Annotated in this window: 16 protein-coding genes; 7 read left to right on the top strand and 9 right to left on the bottom strand. The window is 75.0% G+C overall.

Annotated elements, in window-relative coordinates; genetic code table 11:
- The 9 genes from ACSNOH_RS13570 to ACSNOH_RS13530 all read right to left on the bottom strand — a co-directional run.
- A partial coding sequence (locus tag ACSNOH_RS13570) for a condensation domain-containing protein (RefSeq protein WP_436721537.1) occupies positions 1-622 on the bottom strand: 622 nt, incomplete at its 3' end.
- A 107-nt stretch (positions 623-729) separates the two neighbouring features.
- On the bottom strand, positions 730-960 hold the full coding sequence (locus tag ACSNOH_RS13565; protein ID WP_120755643.1) for a phosphopantetheine-binding protein: 231 nt from the start codon (positions 958-960) through the stop codon (positions 730-732).
- Positions 961-965: 5 nt separating this feature from the next.
- On the bottom strand, positions 966-1,598 hold the full coding sequence (locus ACSNOH_RS13560) for an isochorismatase family protein (RefSeq protein WP_436721535.1): 633 nt from the start codon (positions 1,596-1,598) through the stop codon (positions 966-968).
- 35 nt (positions 1,599-1,633) lie between these two features.
- Positions 1,634-3,271, bottom strand: a complete 1,638-nt coding sequence (locus ACSNOH_RS13555; RefSeq protein ID WP_436721534.1) for a (2,3-dihydroxybenzoyl)adenylate synthase — start codon at positions 3,269-3,271, stop codon at positions 1,634-1,636.
- 5 nt (positions 3,272-3,276) lie between these two features.
- On the bottom strand, positions 3,277-4,497 hold the full coding sequence (dhbC, locus tag ACSNOH_RS13550; RefSeq protein ID WP_436721533.1) for an isochorismate synthase DhbC: 1,221 nt from the start codon (positions 4,495-4,497) through the stop codon (positions 3,277-3,279).
- Between the two features lie 175 nt (positions 4,498-4,672).
- On the bottom strand, positions 4,673-5,452 hold the full coding sequence (locus ACSNOH_RS13545; RefSeq protein ID WP_436721532.1) for a 2,3-dihydro-2,3-dihydroxybenzoate dehydrogenase: 780 nt from the start codon (positions 5,450-5,452) through the stop codon (positions 4,673-4,675).
- Positions 5,453-5,688: 236 nt separating this feature from the next.
- Positions 5,689-7,692: a prolyl oligopeptidase family serine peptidase gene (locus ACSNOH_RS13540; protein WP_436721531.1), complete on the bottom strand. Its 2,004-nt coding sequence runs from the start codon at positions 7,690-7,692 to the stop codon at positions 5,689-5,691.
- A gap of 81 nt (positions 7,693-7,773) precedes the next feature.
- A complete protein-coding gene (locus ACSNOH_RS13535) occupies positions 7,774-9,129 on the bottom strand; it encodes a M20/M25/M40 family metallo-hydrolase (protein ID WP_436721530.1) in 1,356 nt (451 codons plus the stop codon).
- Entirely contained in the window at positions 9,122-9,958 is an 837-nt protein-coding gene (locus ACSNOH_RS13530; RefSeq protein ID WP_436721536.1) for a M55 family metallopeptidase, read from the bottom strand. Before ACSNOH_RS13530 ends, ACSNOH_RS13535 begins: the two co-directional genes overlap by 8 nt.
- A 404-nt stretch (positions 9,959-10,362) precedes the next feature.
- Between ACSNOH_RS13530 and ACSNOH_RS13525 the strand changes: the two genes are divergently transcribed.
- The 7 genes from ACSNOH_RS13525 to ACSNOH_RS13495 all read left to right on the top strand — a co-directional run bounded on the left by ACSNOH_RS13525 (position 10,363) and on the right by ACSNOH_RS13495 (position 17,313).
- Positions 10,363-11,187 carry an alpha/beta fold hydrolase gene (locus ACSNOH_RS13525; RefSeq protein ID WP_436721529.1) on the top strand — a complete coding sequence of 275 codons (825 nt, stop codon included), beginning with the start codon at positions 10,363-10,365 and terminating at the stop codon, positions 11,185-11,187.
- Entirely contained in the window at positions 11,184-12,728 is a 1,545-nt protein-coding gene (locus ACSNOH_RS13520; protein WP_436721528.1) for an AMP-binding protein, read from the top strand. Before ACSNOH_RS13525 ends, ACSNOH_RS13520 begins: the two co-directional genes overlap by 4 nt.
- Before the next feature lie 43 nt (positions 12,729-12,771).
- Positions 12,772-13,035, top strand: coding sequence for an acyl carrier protein (locus ACSNOH_RS13515; RefSeq protein ID WP_436721527.1), 264 nt, complete (start codon positions 12,772-12,774; stop codon positions 13,033-13,035).
- 97 nt (positions 13,036-13,132) lie between these two features.
- The gene (locus tag ACSNOH_RS13510) at positions 13,133-14,305 is read left to right on the top strand and encodes an acyl-CoA dehydrogenase family protein (RefSeq protein WP_436721526.1); all 1,173 of its coding nucleotides are present in this window, start codon (positions 13,133-13,135) and stop codon (positions 14,303-14,305) included.
- A gap of 56 nt (positions 14,306-14,361) precedes the next feature.
- Entirely contained in the window at positions 14,362-15,567 is a 1,206-nt protein-coding gene (locus ACSNOH_RS13505) for an acyl-CoA dehydrogenase family protein (RefSeq protein WP_436721525.1), read from the top strand.
- Positions 15,564-16,790: an MFS transporter gene (locus ACSNOH_RS13500; protein ID WP_436721524.1), complete on the top strand. Its 1,227-nt coding sequence runs from the start codon at positions 15,564-15,566 to the stop codon at positions 16,788-16,790. The genes ACSNOH_RS13505 and ACSNOH_RS13500 overlap by 4 nt, the downstream gene beginning before the upstream one ends.
- Positions 16,791-16,800: 10 nt before the next feature.
- Complete coding sequence (locus ACSNOH_RS13495) at positions 16,801-17,313, top strand: flavin reductase family protein (RefSeq protein WP_436721523.1); 513 nt, start codon at positions 16,801-16,803, stop codon at positions 17,311-17,313.
- The last annotated feature ends 519 nt before the right edge of the window (positions 17,314-17,832 follow it).

Genomic DNA, 17,832 nt, shown 5'->3' with positions numbered 1-17,832 from the left:
GCAGGGCGGGGCGCGCGGCCGAGGCACCCACCCTCGCCTCGGGGCGGTCGGCGAAGGCGGTGAGCCAGTGGGCGCGGTCGCGGGTGCGCGTTGCGGAGTCGCGGTAGGCGGCGTCCTCGGCGACGAGGTCGGCGAGCCGGCCGAAGGGGCTGGGGGCCGGGTCCTCGCCGGTGGCCAGGGCGGTGTAGAGCTCGGCGACGCGGCGGGCGACGAGGGAGTAGCCGTAGCCGTCGAGGACGGCGTGGTGGACGCGCTGGTACCACAGCCAGCGGGCGTCGCCGGTGCGCAGGAGGGCGTGGGAGAAGAGCGGGCCGCGGGCGAGGTCGAAGGGCTCGGCGAGGTCGGCGCGCATCCAGGCGAGGGCGCTCGCGTCGGGGTCGCGCTCGGCGCGCAGGTCCGCGGTGTGCAGGGGGAAGCCGTGGCCGGGGGCTTCGACGGCGATGGGGAGCTGGCGCGGGCCGTCCGGGGTGTCAGCGATGCGGACGCGCAGGGCGTCGGCCTCGCCGACGGTGCGGTGCAGGGCCTCGGCGAAGCGAGCGGGGTCGATGTCCCCGTGGATCTCCAGGTACTCGGCGGTGCCGAGGGCGGGGCTGCCGGGGTCGAGGGCCTGGGCGAACCACATGCCCGACTGGGCGGCCGTCAGGGGCAGCCCCTCCGGCGCGGGGGACCGTCCCGCGCCGGAGGAGCCGGGCAGGGGACGCGCCCCCGCCCGGTCGAGGGTGCGGGCGTTCACGTTCCCGCCCCCAGCAGCGGTGCCCACTGCTCTATGGCCGGCTGCTCGGCGAGGGCCACGAAGGTGACGTCGGTGCCGTGGTCGCGGCGCCAGCGCTCGACGAGGGTCATGATGCGGACCGAGTCGAGCCCGTAGTCGACGAGGTTCTCGTCGTCGGGGATGTCCGCGGGGTCCTCGCCGAGCACGTCGGCGACGTCGGCCCGGATCTGCTCGAGGGTGAGTGCCATGGGTGTTACGCCCCTTCGAAGAGCCGGTCGGTGGTGGTCACCACGGCGCACTTGGCGGCGGCCCAGCGCAGTGCCATGGCGTGGTCCTCTGCCGAGAAGTCGGCGACGGCGTCGGCGACGAGGAAGGGCTGGATGTCACGCATCCAGGCGTCGCAGGCGCTCATCATGACGCCGATGTGCGCGTACACGCCGACGATGATCAGCTGGTCGCGGCCCTGGGCTGCCATCCGCTCGGCGAGGTCGGTGCGGACGAACGCGGAGTACTTCCACTTCGTCAGGACGGTGTCGCCCTCGGTGGGGGCGACCGCGTCGGCGATGGCCTTCGCGCGCTCGTCGTCCGGCAGGCCGGGGCCCCAGAAGTCCTGCTGCAGGCCGCGCTCGGCGGGGCTCTGGCCGCCGGGCTGGGCCGAGTAGACGACGGGGACGCCGAGCCGCTCGCAGTCCTTCTTCACCGCGGCGACGTTGGCGAGCAGCTCGGTGACGGGCGACGCCCCGGCCTCGAACGCGTCGAGGAAGTAGTTCTGCAGGTCGTGCACGAGCAGCACGGCGCGGCCCGGGTCGGCGGTCCAGGCGACCTTGTTCGCGGGCAGGTCGGCCGCCCCCGGCATGGGGTAGGGGGCGATGGCGGGCAGTGCCATGGTGGTGGGTGGGCCTTTCTCGGTTCTCAGCGGTCTCAGCGCTGTGCTGCTGCGGCGGCGACCTGTGCGGCGATGGCCGCGCGGAGGTCCTTCTTCGACACCTTGCCGATGCCCGTCTGCGGGAACTCCGTCACGAACTCCACCCGGTCGGGGACCTTGAAGGCGGCCAGACCGCGCTCGCGGACGAACTTCTTGATGGCGATCGACTTCACCGGCGCGGCGCCCTCGCGCAGGACGACGTAGGCGCAGGTGCGCTCGCCGAGGTACGCGTCGGGCATGGAGACGACGGCGGCGTCGTGCACGGCCGGGTGGGCGAGGATGTGGTTCTCGATCTCCTCGGCGGCGACCTTCTCGCCGCCGCGGTTGATCTGGTCCTTGGCCCGGCCCTCGACCACGAGGTGGCCGGTCTCCGTGAGCCGGACGACGTCGCCGGTGCGGTAGAAGCCGTCGGCGGTGAAGGCCGTGGCGTTGTGCTCGGGGGCCCGCCAGTAGCCGCGGATGGTGTACGGGCCGCGGGTGAGCAGGTGGCCGGTCGCGCCCACGGGCAGGTCGTTGTCCTCGTCGTCCACGACGCGGATCTCGTCGGCGGGCGAGATCGGGCGGCCCTGGGTGGTGACGATGGTCTCCTCGGGGTCGTCCAGCCGGGTGTAGTTCACCAGGCCCTCCGCCATGCCGAAGACCTGCTGGAGGGTGCAGCCGAGGGCCGGGCGCACCCGGCGGGCCGCCTCCTCGCTGAACTTCGCGCCGCCCACGAGCAGCACCTGAAGGCTGCTCAGGTCGTACGGGGTCTCCGCGGCGGCCTCGGTCCACACGAGGGCGAGCGGCGGCACGAGCCCGGTGATCGTGACGCCCTCGGCCTCGATGAGCGGGAAGGCGACGTCGGGGCTGGGGCGCGGGGCGAGGACGACGCGGGCGCCGGCGTAGAGCGCGCCGAGCGTGCCCGGGGAGCTGAGCGGGAAGTTGTGGGCGGCCGGCAGCGCGCACAGGTAGACGCTGTCCTCGTCCACGCCGCAGATCTCGTTGGAGCCCCACAGCGAGTAGATGTAGTCGTCGTGGGTGCGCGGGATGAGCTTGGGCACGCCGGTGGAGCCGCCGGAGAGCTGGAGGAAGGCCAGGTCGTGCGGGGCGGGGGCGTCGGGCACGGCCACCGGGCCGGTGGGCACACCGGCCAGCGCGGTGTGCTCGCCGGGATCGCCGGCGACGAAGACGTGCTTGAGGCCGGGGACCTCGGCGCGGACCTTCGAGGCGAGCTCGCGGTAGTCGTAGCCCTCGCTGACGTCGGCGATGACGTAGGCGGCGGCCTCGGTGAAGGCGCAGAAGTGGCGGATCTCGGTCTCGCGGTGGGCGGGCAGCGCGAAGACGGGGAGGGCGCCGATGCGGAACAGCGCGAAGATCACTTCGAAGAACTCGGCGACGTTCGGGAGCTGGACGACGACGCGGTCGCCCTTGCCGATGCCGTGGGCGAGGAAGCCGGCGGCGAGCCGGTCGGCGCGCAGGTCGAGCTCGCCGTAGGTCCAGCGGCGTCCCTCACCCGAGGGGTCCACGATCGCGATCCGGTCCGGATGCGCCTGCGCGCGCTCGCGCAGCATCTGCCCGAACGTTTCTCCCCGCCAGTAGCCCGCCGCGCGGTAGCGCTCGGCGAACTCCGCCGGATAGCCCGGAGCGTCGGTCATCCCGGTCACTGGTCAACCCCCACAGCCTGCAGGAACGTCTGGAACTTGGCGCCGGTCTCGGCCGTCTCGGCCTCCGGCGAGGACTGCGCGACCACACCGGCCCCCGCGTACAGCCGCAGGGTGCGCTGCTCGGCCTCCGCGCAGCGGATGGTGACGACCCATTCGCCGTCGCCGCTCGCGTCGCCCCAGCCGACCATGCCGGTGAAGAAGCCGCGGTCGAAGGGCTCCAGCTCGCCGATGACGTCGCGCGCGGTGGTGGTCGGAGTGCCGCAGACGGCGGGCGTGGGGTGCAGCGCGGAGGCCAGCTCCAGCGCGGACACCGCCGGGTCGGCCGGCTCGCCGGTCACGGTGGTCGACAGGTGCCACATGGCGGCCGTGCGCACGAGCGTGGGTCGCTCGGGCACGTGCAGAGTGCGGCAGTACGGGGCGAGGGCCTCGCGGACGGCGTCCACGACGACGGCGTGCTCGTGCAGGTTCTTCTCCGACTGCAGGAGGGCCGCGGCGCGGCGGACGTCCTCGGCGAGGTCGGCGCTGCGCGGCGTGGAGCCGGCCAGCGGGTTGGCGACGAGGGTGCCGCCGCGCCGGGAGACCAGCAGTTCGGGGCTCGCGCCGAGCAGGGTGCGGCCGGGGCCGGTGGGCAGGGCGAAGGTGTAGCCGGAGGGGTCGCGGCGGGCCAGGCGCTGCAGCAGCGCGGGCAGGTCGAGGTCGCGGTCGGAGGTGAGCTCCAGGGTGCGGGCGAGGACGACCTTGGCGAAGTCGCCCCGCCGCATGCGGCGGACGGCCTCGGCGACGGCGGCGCCGTAGCCGGCGGGCTCCGGCACGGGCCGGACGTCCCAGCGGGCCGCGCCGGGGGCGGCGGCCGGCAGGGCGACCAGCGGGTCCTCGGCGAGCGGCGGCGCCCAGCGGACGGCCTCGGGCACGGCCAGCGCGGCGGGCGCGGCCTGGTCGAAGGGGATCGCCCCGACGACGACCGGGGCCTCGTCGCCGGCGAGCACGCGGGCGGCGAGGGTCTCGGCGACGCGCTGCGCCACGGGGGCGGTGCCGTGCGGCACCTCGGCGCGGACGCCGTGGGCGAGCAGGGTGCGGGTCGGGGAGGCGAAGAACCGGGCCCGGCCGGGCTCGTAGGCGTCGAGCAGCGAGGTGGCGGCGCCGACGGTGTCACCCCTGACGGGGGCGCCGGGCTCGCTGCCGCCCGGCCGGTCCGCGACGTGGTGAGCGGTGGTCACCTTTGCTGCTCCGTTCCTCCGGTGGGTCGCACCGGGTGGGTCTTGCGTGAAGTGTTCGGGTGGCGGCTGGCCTTATGGGCCATCGGTGCGTCGCCGGACGGGCTCAAATTCTTTGAGCCCGTCCGGCGATTGAGGACCGGGGTCCGGGGCGGAGCCCCGGGAGACGGCGGCGCCGTCAGGCGCGCAGCGTCGCGCCTCCGTCGACGTACAGGTCGTGCATCGTGATGTGCCGCGCGCGGTCGGAGACGAGGAAGGCGACCGCGTCGGCGATGTCCGAGGGTTCGGCGATGCGGCCGAGGGGGATGCCGACGCGGTACGAGGCCGGGTCGCCGTCGATGACGCGCTGGGGCGCCTGCTCGTCGGCCCACAGCCCGCGCTGCATGGCGGTGTCGGTGGAGCCGGGCGAGACGACGTTGCAGCGGATGCCGCTGCGGGCCAGCTCCAGGCCGAGGCACTTGGTGAACATGGTGGCGGCGGCCTTGGAGGCGGCGTACGCGGCCATGCTGGTGCGCGGCACGCCCGCGGCGTTGGAGCCGACGGTGACGATGCAGCCGGAGCGGCGTTCGGTCATCCGGCGGGCGACGGCGCGCGAGGTGTTGAAGACGCCGGTGGAGTTCACGGCGAAGGTGCGGTGCCAGACGTCGTCGGTGATGTCGACGACGGGCGAGGTGCGCAGCACGCCCGCGACGTTGACGAGGATGTCCAGCGGGCCGACGGTGGTCTCGACCTCGCCGACGACGGCTTCGACGGCGGCGCTGTCGGCCACGTCGGCGGTGTGGGCGGTCACCTTGTCGCGGCCGAGCTCGGCCTCCAGGTCCTTGATGCCGTCCGGGGTCCAGTCGAGGGCCGCGACGCGCGCTCCCCGGGCGACGAGGGCGCGGGTCACGGCCTCGCCTATGCCCTGGCCGGCGCCGGTCACCAGCGCGACGCGGCCGGAGAGTTCTGACTGCTGCACGGCGGTTCCCCCGATTCCGGTTCTCACACTCAAACTAAGGCAAGCCTTACCTTACATGACCACCGCGGCCTGTTCGGCCGGGACCGCCGCCCGCCGCGGGGGGCGCCCTACCCGCTCCGCGCGCGGGGGGCGCACAGCAAGGCTTAGGTTAGGCTAACCTCACGCTCTTGCCTATAGGGGGGCGGCCCCCGGCTCGCCGGCGACCGCCCCCTGGCAAGGCGGGAACTGTCCGTGTGTCAGGTCGTCGCGAGCTCCAGGGCGGGCACGCCCGGCGCGGCGACCCCGAAAGTCTGCGCGTACAGCGACAGCTCCGCCTCCAGGGCCCGCACGATCGTTGCGACCCTGCGGAAGCCGTGCCCCTCGCCCTCGAAGGCGAGGTAGGTGTGCGGCACCCCGCGGCCGGCCATCGCCGCCAGCAGCCGCTCGCTCTGGGCGGCCGGGCAGACGGGATCGGCCAGCCCCTGCAGCAGCAGGAACGGCGCCGAGATCCGGTCCGCGCGGCGCAGCGGCGAGCGCTCCGCGTACAGTCCGGGCACCTCGTCCCGCGGGCCGATCAGCCAGTCCAGGTAGCGCGACTCGAAGTCGTGCGTGCCGTCCTCCGCCGTCCAGCTCTCCAGGTCCAGCACCGGGTAGAGGACCGTGCCGCACGCGTAGAGCGACGTGGCGGCGAGGGAGGCCACGGCCGTCCAGCCGCCCGCGCTGCCGCCGCGGACCGCGATCCGGGCCGGGTCGGCGAGGCCCTCGGCGGCCAGCGCCGCGGCCACCGCCGCGCAGTCCTCGACGTCCACCACGCCCCACTGCCCGCGCAGCCGCTCGCGGTAGGCGCGCCCGTAGCCCGTCGAACCGCCGTAGTTCACCTCGGCGACGCCGATGCCCCGCGAGGTGAAGAAGACCGTCACCAGGTCGAGCACGAGCGGCGACCGGGCGGTCGGGCCGCCGTGCGCCCACACCACGTAGGGCGGCAGCTCGCCCTCGGGGGCGGTGTGGCCGGGGTTGCGCGGCGGGTAGAGGTTCGCGTGCACCTCGCGCCCGCCCGGGCCCGCGAAGGCGCGCACCACCGGCTCGGGGTAGTACGCGGGATCCACGCGGTCGGTGTGCCGGGCGCCGACGGGCCGGGCGCGGCCCGTGCAGGCGTCGAGCTCGACGACCTCGTACGTGCTGCGCGGGCTCGCCGCGACACCCACGACGCGGGTGCCGCTCACCGCCAGCGTCGGCGCCCACTCCGTCCACGGCCCGGCGACGTCGGCGATCGTGCCGCTCGCCGGGTCGAGGACGCCGAGGACGGCGGCGCCCCGGCCGTGGACGGCGGCGATCAGCCCGCCGGGCAGGGGCGCGAACCAGCGCTGCCCCACGCGCCACAGCGGTCCGGCGAACTCCTCCTCGCGGCGGCACAGCGCCGTGCTCCGCCCCGTCTCCGGGTCGACGCGGTACAGGTTCCACCAGCCGGAGCGGTCGCTCGCCGCGACCAGCGCGCCGCCGGCCGTCCACTCCGCCTGGGCGACGGACTCCCGCGGCCCGCCCAGGACGGTCCGGGCGCCGGGCAGCCGCCCGTCCGCCGAGACCCGGGCGACCTTCAGCTCGGTGCCCTCCCACGGCATCCGCGGGTGGTCCCAGGCGATCCAGGCCGCCCGCGTGCCGTCCGGGGAGAGCCGGGGCCCGGTGACGAAGCGGTTCCGGCCGTCCGTCAGCTCCCGTACCGCGCCGTGGTCCCGCGCGGCGGAGCCGTCCAGCGGCACGGCCACCAGCAGCCGGCGCACGTCGCACGGGCCCTCGCCCGTGAACTCCTCCAGGACGCACCACACCTCGCCGCGGCCGGGCAGCAGCACGGGGTCGGCCCAGCGCAGCCCGCCGCCCACGGACGAGACCGGCGTCAGCGGCCGCGGGGCGCTGCGGGCGCTCCCCGCCGGGGCGTCGGGCTCGAACGCGTAGAGCCGCTGGTCGGCGAAGTGGGTGAAGACCACGAGCGGGCCGCCGCTCTCCCGGGCCGCCGCGGCCCACGGCAGGCCGCCGTACTCCATGACGCGGTTGCGCACGTTCCACGGAGCGGGCAGCACCGTCTCCTCCGGGCCGCCGGCCCGCCGCCGCACCAGGGCGAAGCGGCCCTCCTCCGCCGGGCGGGGGCTCACCCACCACAGCTCGTCACCGACCGTGCCCACGAAGTCCGGGCCGCCGCCGTGCGACGCGGCGAGCTCCGCGCCGACCGGGGACTGCCAGGCTCCGTAGGGCACCGTGGACACCATGATCTGCTACGCCTCCTCGTGACGGTCCGTCGGACCGGGTCTATCGGGCCGGGCTCATCAGGCCGGTTCATCGGGCGGGTTTCAGCATCCTGTGTTCAGCAAGAAGTGGTCGAGCACCCGGACGCCGAAGTGCAGCGCCTCGACGGGGACCCGTTCGTCGACGCCGTGGAACAGCGCCTGGTAGTCGATGTCCTCGGGCAGCTTCAGCGGGGCGAAGCCGTAGCAGTCGATGCCCAGGCGCGAGAACTGGCCCGCGTCGGTGCCGCCGGACATGCAGAACGGCACCACGTGCCCCCCGGGGTCGAAGCGCTCGACCGCCTCGCGCATCCGGGCGAACAGCGCGGTGCCGAGCGGGGCCTGCAGCGCCTCCCCCCGCTGGTAGTACTCCCACTCCACGTGCGGGCCCGTGAGCTCGTCCATCGTCGTGCGGAAGTCGTCCTCGCCGCCGGGCACGACGCGCCCGTCCACGTGCCCCACGGCGGTCCCGGGGATCACGTTGACCTTGTAGCCGGCGTCCAGCATCGTCGGGTTGGAACTGTTGCGCACCGTCGGGGCGACGAGCCGGGAGGCCTCGCCCAGCTCCGCCAGCAGCGCGTCCACGTCGAAGTCCGGCGCGCCGGGGTCGGCCTCGATGCCGTGCAGGGCGGCGATCTCCGTGAGGGCGGCGCGCACGACCGGCGACAGCCGCACGGGCCAGCGGTGCCTGCCGATCCGGGTGAGGGCCTCGGCCAGCCGGGTGACCGCGTTGGCCTGGTTGGGCTTGGAGCCGTGGCCCGCCCGGCCGCGCGCGGTGAGCCGGAGCCAGGCCGTGCCCCGCTCCCCCGCCGCCACGGGGTACAGCCGCAGCCCGCCGTCCGCGTGGAAGGTGTACGCGCCGGACTCGCCGATGGCGTACCGGCAGCCTTCGAACAGCTCCGCGTGCTTCTCGGCGAGGAAGCCCGCCCCCGTCCAGGCGCGGTCCTCCTCGTCGGCCGTGAAGGCGAGCACGATGTCCCCCCGGGGTCTGGTGCCCGTGCGCGCCCAGGCCCGGACGACCGCGAGGACCATCGCGTCGGTGTTCTTCATGTCGACCGCGCCGCGGCCCCACACCACGCCGTCGCGGACCTCGCCCGAGAAGGGGTGGACGCTCCACTCGCCGGGGTCGGCGGGGACGACGTCGAGGTGGCCGTGGACCAGCAGCGCGGGGGCGCCCGGATCGGTGCCGGGGATGCGGGCGACGACGTTCGTGCGGCCGCGCTCCTTCTCCAGCACGGCGGGCTCGATGCCCGCCTCGCTCAGCGCCGCCGCGACGTACTCGGCGGCGGGCCGCTCCCGGCAGTCGCCGCCGCCGCGGTTGGTCGTGTCGATGCGGATCAGGTCCGAGGTGAAGCGCACCGCCTCGTCGAGCGCGCGCCCGTCCACCCCGGTCCCGGCCTCTTCCGTCGTGATCTCAGCCATACTGCTCCTCCACCGCGGCCGACACGACGGTCGTGACCGCCTTGAAGCAGCGGATGCCGTCGTACATGGTCGCCGTGGTGTACGAGACCCGCCGCTCGCCGCTCGGCACCACCCCCGGGACCACCGTCGCCGCGCCGGCCAGGTGGTCGGCGTCGAACTCGATGTCGACGGTGTACGGGCCCGTGCCCGTGGCGGGCTCGTACCGCACGGCGAGGGCCGTCGCCTCCTTGGCCGCGGCGCGGATGTCCGCGGCGGTGCGCGCGGGCGGCCGGCAGACGGCCGCGTAGCGCGAGACGCAGTCCTTGACGGCCACCGAACGGGCCCGCGGCGCATATCCCTTGGCGTCCGCGCAGGTCAGGTCGTCGCCCGTGACCAGCACCACCGGCACCCCGTACTCGGCGACGACCAGGGAGTTGAGCAGCCCCTCACTGGCCCGCGCGCCGCCCACCCACACGCCGGTGATCGTGTTGGCGAGGTAGGTGTGGGCGAGGACCCCCGGGGTGCCGGCGCCCGTGTGATAGCCCACGAAGGCGACGCCGTCCACATCGCCGTGCTGCACGCCCTCGACCATGCTGAGGCTCTTGTGCCGGCCGGTGAGCATCTGGGCGCGTTCGTCCAGCTCCTCCAGCAGCAGATTGCGCATGCCCCAGTGCGCCTCATTGACGAGGACCTCGTCGGCGCCCCCGTCGAAGAACCCGGCGATCGCCGCGTTCACGTCGGAGGTGAACAGGCGGCGGCACCTCTCCCACTGCGAGGCGCCGGGCAGCACGTCGGCCGGGCAGGTTACGCCGGTGACGCCCTCCATGTCCGCGGAGATCAGGATCTTCACCATGCATCAGTCCTACCGCAGGTCGCAGGCGGCCGCACGGGTGCTTGCAGCAGTCGCGTGGGGGAACCCGGCCGGGCAGCGGCCGTTCGGCGTACGGCGACCGCTGTCGATCAGGCGTTCGGCAGGTCGCGGCGGGAGCGGGGGAGGTCCAGTCAGAGCCCTGCGGAACCACCCGGAAGACGCCCGGACGGGATAGAGGTAAACCACCACCGGCGACTGGGGGAATTACTCATTCCAAGAATTCCCGCATTCTACCACGCCCACCGGATGGTTGAGTCAACTATGTCAAATAAAAAGGCAGTTGACGCCGACATTGACGTCGGCAATTATCGGTTCCCGGCGCCGGCCGGTGCGCTCCGTCAAGGGTTTTCCGACTCAACCGGCCCTCACACCAAGGACTCCGCATGCCCACCGTCGCGCTATCCCGAGGGCCTGTCGAATACACCGTCCTCGAAGGCCGTTCCGAAGCCGCTCCGCTCGTCCTCCTCCACGAGGGCCTCGGCTGCATCGCCATGTGGCGGCGCTTCCCGGCCCGCCTGGCAGCCGCCACCGGCCGCCGCACCCTGGTCTTCTCCCGCCACGGCCACGGGAGTTCGGGCCCGGCCCCGCGGGAGCGCACCCCGCGCTCCCTGCACGAGGAGGCGCACGAGGTCGTCCCCGAGCTGCTCGGCCGGCTCGGCTTCCGCCGCCCCGTGCTCGTCGGCCACAGCGAAGGGGCCTCGATCGCCCTGCTGCACGCCGCCGCCCACCCCGTCGAGGCCGTCGTCGCCATCGCCCCGCACCTCTTCGCGGAGGAACAAACGCTCCTCGGCGTCGCGGCCGCCCGCGCCGCCCACGCCTCCGGGCCGCTCGCCAAGGAGCTGGCCTTCTACCACCAGGACCCGGACACCGTCTTCCGCCGCTGGAGCGGCCTGTGGCTCTCCGAGGCGTTCCGCGGCTGGAACATCGAGGGCGATCTGTCCGGTGCCACTGCACCCGTGCTCCTCGTCCAGGGGGACGACGACCCCTACGGCACCACGGCCCACCTCGACGCCGCCGAGCGCGGCCTCGGCGGGCCCGTGCAGCGCCTGGAGCTCGCCGGCTGCGGCCACACCCCGCACCTCGAACGGACCGACGACGTCGTCGACGCCATCGGGACGTTCCTCACGAGCCGCCCCGGCGGCGCCGTAGTCGCTGCAGAACCCGCAGACCCCGCATCCCAGCCCTCGCGCCAGGAGGCCCGCCCATGAGCGACACCGACGACGTCCGCCTGGACGGCCTGCTCGCGGCCGCCGCCCGCCGGCACCCCGGCCGGCCCGCCCTCACCGCCCAGGGCCGCACCTGGACCTACGCCGAACTGGAACGGGCCGTCGGCGAGCTGGCGCGGCAGCTCCCCGCGGCCGGCCTGGAGCCCGGCGACCGGGTGGGCGTCCTCGCCCCCAAGGGCCCCGAAGCCGTCCTCGGCATCTACGCCGCCCTGCGCGCGGGCGCCGTCACCGCCCCGCTCGACGTCGCGGACCCGCCCGCCCGCACGGCCCACATGGTGCGCGGCGCCGGGCTGTCCCTGCTGCTCGCCTCCGACCGCTCGCTCGCCGGCTGCCGGCGCGCCGCCGGGGAGGCGGGCGCCGGCCCGGAGCCCGCCGAGGGCGTCCTGGAGCACGGTCTGAACTGGGTCCGCACGCTCCCGGCCGCGGACAAGCCCGCCCCGCTGCCCGCGCCCGCCGACCGCGGCGGCTACGTCCTGTTCACCTCCGGCTCCACCGGCCGCCCCAAGGGCGTGCTGCTCTCCCACGCCAACGTCGCCCACTTCGCCCTGTGGGCCGCCGCCGAGCTCGCCCTGACCGAGGAGGACCGGGTCGGCTCGCAGGCCGCCCTCACCTTCGACCTCACGACCTTCGACCTGTTCAGCACGGCCGCCGCGGGCGCCTGCGCCGTCCTCATGCCGGACGTCCTGCGCTCCTTCCCCCGGGACGTCGTCGGCTGGCTCCACGAGCAGCGCATCACCGCCTTCTACGCCGTGCCGTCGCTCTACCAGGGCATGCTCGAACGGGGCGGCATCGCCGAGCACTTCCCGCCCGCGCTGCGGGTGGCGGCCTTCGCCGGCGAGCCCTTCGCCCCGCGCCCCCTGGAGCGCTATCTGCGGCTCCTCGGCGACGTGCCCCTCTACAACCTCTACGGGCCGACGGAGACCAACGTCTGCACGTACAGCCGGGTGCCCGCCGACTGGACCGCGGACCAGGAGACGACCATCGGCAGGGCCATCGAGGGCGACGTCGTCGACGTCCTCGGCGAGGACGGCCTGCCCACCGACGGCACGGGCGAGATCCACGTCGCCGGCGCCACGGTCTTCCAGGGCTACCTGCAGGACGGGGCCCTCACCGACCCGACCCGCACGGTGCGCTTCCGCGACGGCGTCGCCCGCCGCGCCTACGCCACCGGGGACATCGGCCGCATCACCGCCGACGGCCGCGTCTTCCTGCGCGGCCGCGGCGACACCCAGGTCAAGCGGCGCGGTCACCGCATCGACCTGCTCGACGTCGAGAGCGCCGTGCTGTCGCTGCCGCACGTCGCGGCCGCCGCCGTCGTCGCCAAGGACGGCCCGCACCGGGGCGAGTTCTGGGCGTACGTCCAGAGCGGCGGCAAGGAGACCACCGCCGAGGAGACGCTCGCCGGCCTGCGCGGGCTGCTGCCGCTGCGCATGCTGCCCGACCGCGTCGTGCCCATGGCCGCCCTGCCCGTCAACGCCCGCGGCAAGGTCGACCGCCGCGCGCTCGCCGCCCGCACCGACTGACCCGATCCGCCGCACACCGCGCACCCCAACGGAGGAAACCGAAGTGAACACCGTAGAGGAACTCTGCACCCTGATCAGCAGCAAGATCACCTGGGGGCGCGGCGAGGAGCCGCAGCAGCTGAGCCCGGACACCCCGCTGCTCGAACAGGGCCTTCTGGACTCGCTGGCCATCATGCAGATCGTCGCCGCGCTCGACTCCCAGGCGGGCATCGTCCTGCCGGACACCGAGATCGTGGCGGCCAACTTCCGCAGCCCGCAGGCGCTGTGGGGCGTGATCGAGAACATCAGGGCGGGGGCCGCGCTGTGAGCGACGCATGCGCGGCCACCGAGCCGCACTCGACCGCGATGCCCGCACCGCTGCGCCGCGCAGGCGGAGAAGCGAACGGAGAGACACAGTGAATCCCGTGGACAGTCTGCTGCGCTCGGGGCCCGCCGGGGCCGAGGCCGTGGTCGACGCGTACCGCGAGCGGGCGCTGCCCCTGGTGGAGCAGCTCGCCGGGAAGGGCTTCCGCGACCAGTGGGAGACCCTCGCCGGGCTCGGCGTGCTCCGCCTGGATCCCCCGGAGCCGGAGCCCGGCGCGCCCGCCGGCCCCGCCGCGCCGGGGCCCGTCACCCGCTCGCTCGCCATGATCGAGGGCATCGGCCTGGCCGGCGCCGATCCCGGCGTCGTCTACGCGATGGCCTCCCAGGTGTTCGGCATGGAGTACCCGCTGCGCGCGGCGCTCCCCGCCGGCGCCTGGGAGTCGGTGGCCCGCATCCAGGACGGGCGGGAGCTGCTGTGCCACGCGCTCACCGAGCGCAAGGGCGGCAGCGACCCGCTGTCGATGGACACGCGCGCCCGGCGCGACGGCGACGGCTTCGTGCTGGACGGTGCCAAGACGTTCATCACGGCCGCCCCGGTGGCCGACCTGGCGCTCGTCTTCGCCCGTACGGGCGAGGGCCGTTCGCCGTTCTCCCTGTCCGCCTTCCTGTTCCCCGTCGCCACGCCGGGCGTGACCCGCGCCGACGCCTTCGCCAAGACCGCGCTGCCCGGCGTCCCGATGGGCGAGCTGGCCTTCGACGGCGTGCGGCTGCCGGCCGGCAGCCTCGTCGGCGGGGAGGGCTCGGGGCTGGCGCTCCTGACCTCCACGACCACGTGGGAGCGGGCCCTGCTGCTCGGCTACGCCCTCGGCCCCATGCGCCGCACCCTGCGGCGCATGGCGGACTGGGCGTGCGAGCGCGGCCACTTCGGCCGCCGCATGGGCGCCAGCCACCAAGTGGCCTCCCGCATCAGCGACATGGCGCTCGTCCTGCACCGCTCCCGCACGCTGCTGTACGGCATGGCCGCGCGGCTGGACGCGGGCACGCCCACGCGCCGGCTGTCGGCGGAGGCCGCCCTCACCAAGATCTCGGTCTCCGAGGACTACGTCCGGCTCACGGAGCACGCCACCGCGCTCTCCGGCGTACGGGCCTTCATCGCCGATTCCGAACTCCCCGCCGATCTGCACAGCCCGATGGCGGCCCTCACGTATGCAGGCCCCAACGACCTGCTGCGCATCGGTGTCGCCCGTGAATTCGGGCTGCCCGTCGAGAACTGACTCCCGCGCCCGAAGAACGGTTCCCGCCCGGGAACCCGATTTCCGAAAGGCCCCTCATGGCCCTGTCCTTGCCCACCGGGCTGCTGCCCGCCGAATTCGACGAAATCCTCGCGCTCGCCGAGGAGACGGGGGCGGCCCTCGCCCCCCACGCGGCCGACGTGGACGCGGGCCGCTCAGACGGCCACGAGACGTACCGGATCCTGCGCGAGGCCGGCCTGCTGGGCCTGCTCGTGCCGCGGGAGGCGGGCGGTGCCGGGCTCGGCTTCGCCGCCTACTCGGCGGTGCTGGCCGCGCTCGGAGCCCACAACGGCGCCGCGGCCCTCGGCTTCAACATGCACAACGTCGCCATCGGCTCGCTGTGCGAGTCCGCCGGCACGCCCCTGCCGCCCGCGGCGGAGGCCTTCCGGGCCTGGCTGTTCGACGAGGTGATCAGCGGCCGGAAGATGTTCGCCTCCGCCACCTCCGAGGCGGGCAGCGGCGCCAAGCTCCGCGGCGTGCGCACGTCCTACCGCCGCACGGGCGACGGCGACTACGTGATCATCGGCGAGAAGTCGTTCGTCTCGCTGGCGGGCGTCGCCGACTACTACGTGGTCGCGGCGCGCGCCGAGGGCACCGAAGGCACCGGCGAGGTCTCGCACTTCGTCGTCGCCGCGGACGATCCGGGATTGAGCTTCGGGGAGGTGCACAGCCTGTCCGCGATGTACGGCACGAGCACCGCGGGCATGGTCCTGGACGCGGTGACGGTGCCGCGCTCGCGGCTCTTCCTCGGCGTCGAGGGCATGTCCCTGTACAAGCTGGTGCGCGAGCCGCACTGGATGATCGCCGGCTACACGGGCGCGTACCTGGGCATCGCCGAGGCGATCCTGCGCTTCACCACCGATCACGTGGCCGCCTCCCCGAAGCGGGCCGGCTCGCCGGTGCTGCAGCGCGAGCTCGGCCGGATGTCCGCGCGGCTGGCCGCGGCCCGGGCCCTCGTCGCCGAGGCCGGGGCCCGCGTCGACGCGGCCCGCGGCAGCGCCGGGGCCAACGCCGCGGTGCACGCCGCGAAGTACGTCGTCGGCGAGACCGGTCCCGCGCTCGCCCAGGACGCCGTCCGCATCTGCGGCTCGGCCGCCGTGAGCCGGTCCCTGCCGCTGGAGCGGCTGCTGCGCGAGGCGTCCTTCGCCTCCGTGATGCCCGCCAAGCCGGAGGAGTGCCTGGAGTACCTCGGCAAGGCCGCGCTCGGCGTCAACCTGTACGACGCGACCGCGTTCGACTGGTGAGGGCTCACACGCAGCGGCGCGCCGGGGCGGCGGGGGCCGGGGCCTCCGCCGCGCCGGGCGTCCCGCGCGCCGCCGTCCCGGCCGTGACGTACGTGCTGTTCGTCGTGATGGCCGGCGGCACCGTCCCGACGCCCCTGTACGCCCTCTACGCCCAGCGGCTGCACCTGTCCCCGCCCGTCGTCGCCCTCGTCTTCGCCGCCTACGCGGTGGGCATCCTGGCCGCCCTGCTGCTCTTCGGCGGCCTGTCCGACAAGATCGGGCGGCGGGCGACGCTCGTCCCGGCGCTGGCCGTCGCCGCGGCGAGCAGCGTCGTCTTCGTCGTCCTGCCCACCCTTCCCGGGCTGTTCGCCGGGCGGCTGCTCTCCGGTATCTCGGTGGGGCTGACGACCGGTGCGGCCACCGCGTACCTCAGAGAGCTCCACCCCTCGCCGCCGCGCGCCGCCCTGATCGCCTCGGTCACCAACATGGCCGGGCTGGGCAGCGGGGCGCTGCTCTCCGGCGTGCTCGTGGAGTACGCGCCCGCGCCGGACGTGCTGCCGTACACCGTCCTGATCGTGCTGCTCCTGCCGGGCCTCGCCCTGTGGGGGCTGCCCGAGCGGGCCGCCCCGCGCGGGGGCGGCATCCGGCCGCAGCGGATCGGCGTGCCGCCGGCCGTGCGGCGGCCGTTCGCCGCCGCGGCCGCCGCGGTCTTCGCCTCCTTCTCCCTGCTGGGCCTGCTGGCCGCGCTCGCCGGCAACTTCCTCGTGCAGGGGCTGCACAACCACAGCCATCTGGCCGTCGGCCTGGTGGCGTTCAGCGCCTTCGGCTCCGCGGGGGCCGCCCAGCTCCTCGCGGTGCGTCTGGCGCCGCGCACCGGCCTGACCGTGGGCATGACCGCCGTCCCGCTCGGGCTCGGCCTCATCCTCGCCGGCCTGTCCGCCGCCTCGCTGCCCGTCTTCCTGTGCGGCTCCCTGCTGGGCGGCGCGGGCGCGGGCACCTCCTTCAAGTCCGGCCTGGCGCTGGTGACGGCCCAGGCGTCGCCCGACCGCGTCTCGGAGCTGGTCTCCGGCTACTTCGTCGCCGCCTATCTGGGCCTGACCGTGCCCGTCGCCGGCGTCGCCGTGCTGCTGGCGAACGGCACGCTCATGACGGCGGCCGGCGTCTTCGCCGGAGTGATCACGGTGCTGTGCCTGGGCAGCATCGGCGTCACCACGGCCCTCGGCAACCGCACCACGAACCGATGAGGACCCCGCAATGACCACCGCGCTCTCCCCCGTCGACCCCGACACCTACCGCTCCCTGATGGCCTCCCACCCCGGCGGGGTGGCCGTCGTCACCACCGACGACGGCCTCGGCACGCCGTACGGCTTCGCCTGCACCGCGTGGTGCGGGGTGTCGCTCGACCCGCCGCTGCTGCTCGTGTGCGCCTCCACGACGGGCAGCACCCTTCCGGTGCTCGCCGAGCGCGGCTGGTTCGCCGTCAACCTCCTGCACGGGGCGGGGCGCCGCGCGGCGGAGGCCTTCGCCCACCGGGGCGCGGGCCGCTTCTCGGCCGTCCCGTGGGAGCGGTCCCCGGCGACGGGCCTGCCGCTGCTGCCGGAGGACGCGCACACGGCGGCCGAGTGCCGCGTCCACCGCCTGGACCGCGCGGGTGACCACACGCTGGTCATCGGCGAAATAGTCCGCGCGGAACCCTTGCCGGGGGCGGACGGGACACCGCTGCTGTACGGCATGCGTAGGTATGCCACGTGGCCGCAGACGCCTTAGCCCGCCGTCGGCGGGACCCCGGGCACGTCGACGACGGCCGTCGTTGATTCCGCCGGACCCTCACCATCGTGGTGGATCACCGCTGCGGCGGAAGAACTTCCCCGGCGGAGCCGGAAATCTTCCCGCCGCAACGGCGGCACGCCCCCACCCCGAGGGTCCGGCGGAATCGACGACGGCCGTCACCCGTACTGCCGGACCCCACCGCGAGGGCCGGGCACCGCGGCGGCGGAAGAGGGCTGCCGGGCGCCGAGAGGCCGGCACCGCGCCCGGCGGAGCCGGGAACCCTCCCGGGCGGAGCCCGGAGTTCTCCCCCGCCGCCACGGCGGAACACCCCCACCCCGAGGGTCCGGCGGAATCGACGACCGCCGTCACCCGTACCGCCCCGGACCCCACCGCGAGGGCCGAGCGCCGCGCCCCGCGGAGCCGGGACACCGGCCGGGCGGAGCCCGGAGTTCTCCCCCGCCGCGGGGGTCCGGCGGCAGCCGGGCGGGCGCGACCCGCGCGTGCCCGCCCCCGCCG

Origin of the sequence: Streptomyces sp. URMC 127, assembly GCF_051386535.1 — a bacterium.
GTDB lineage: Bacteria > Actinomycetota > Actinomycetes > Streptomycetales > Streptomycetaceae > Streptomyces.
The sequence above is the reverse complement of the archived record's forward strand: the minus strand, read 5'-3'. Positions and strand labels throughout refer to the sequence as shown.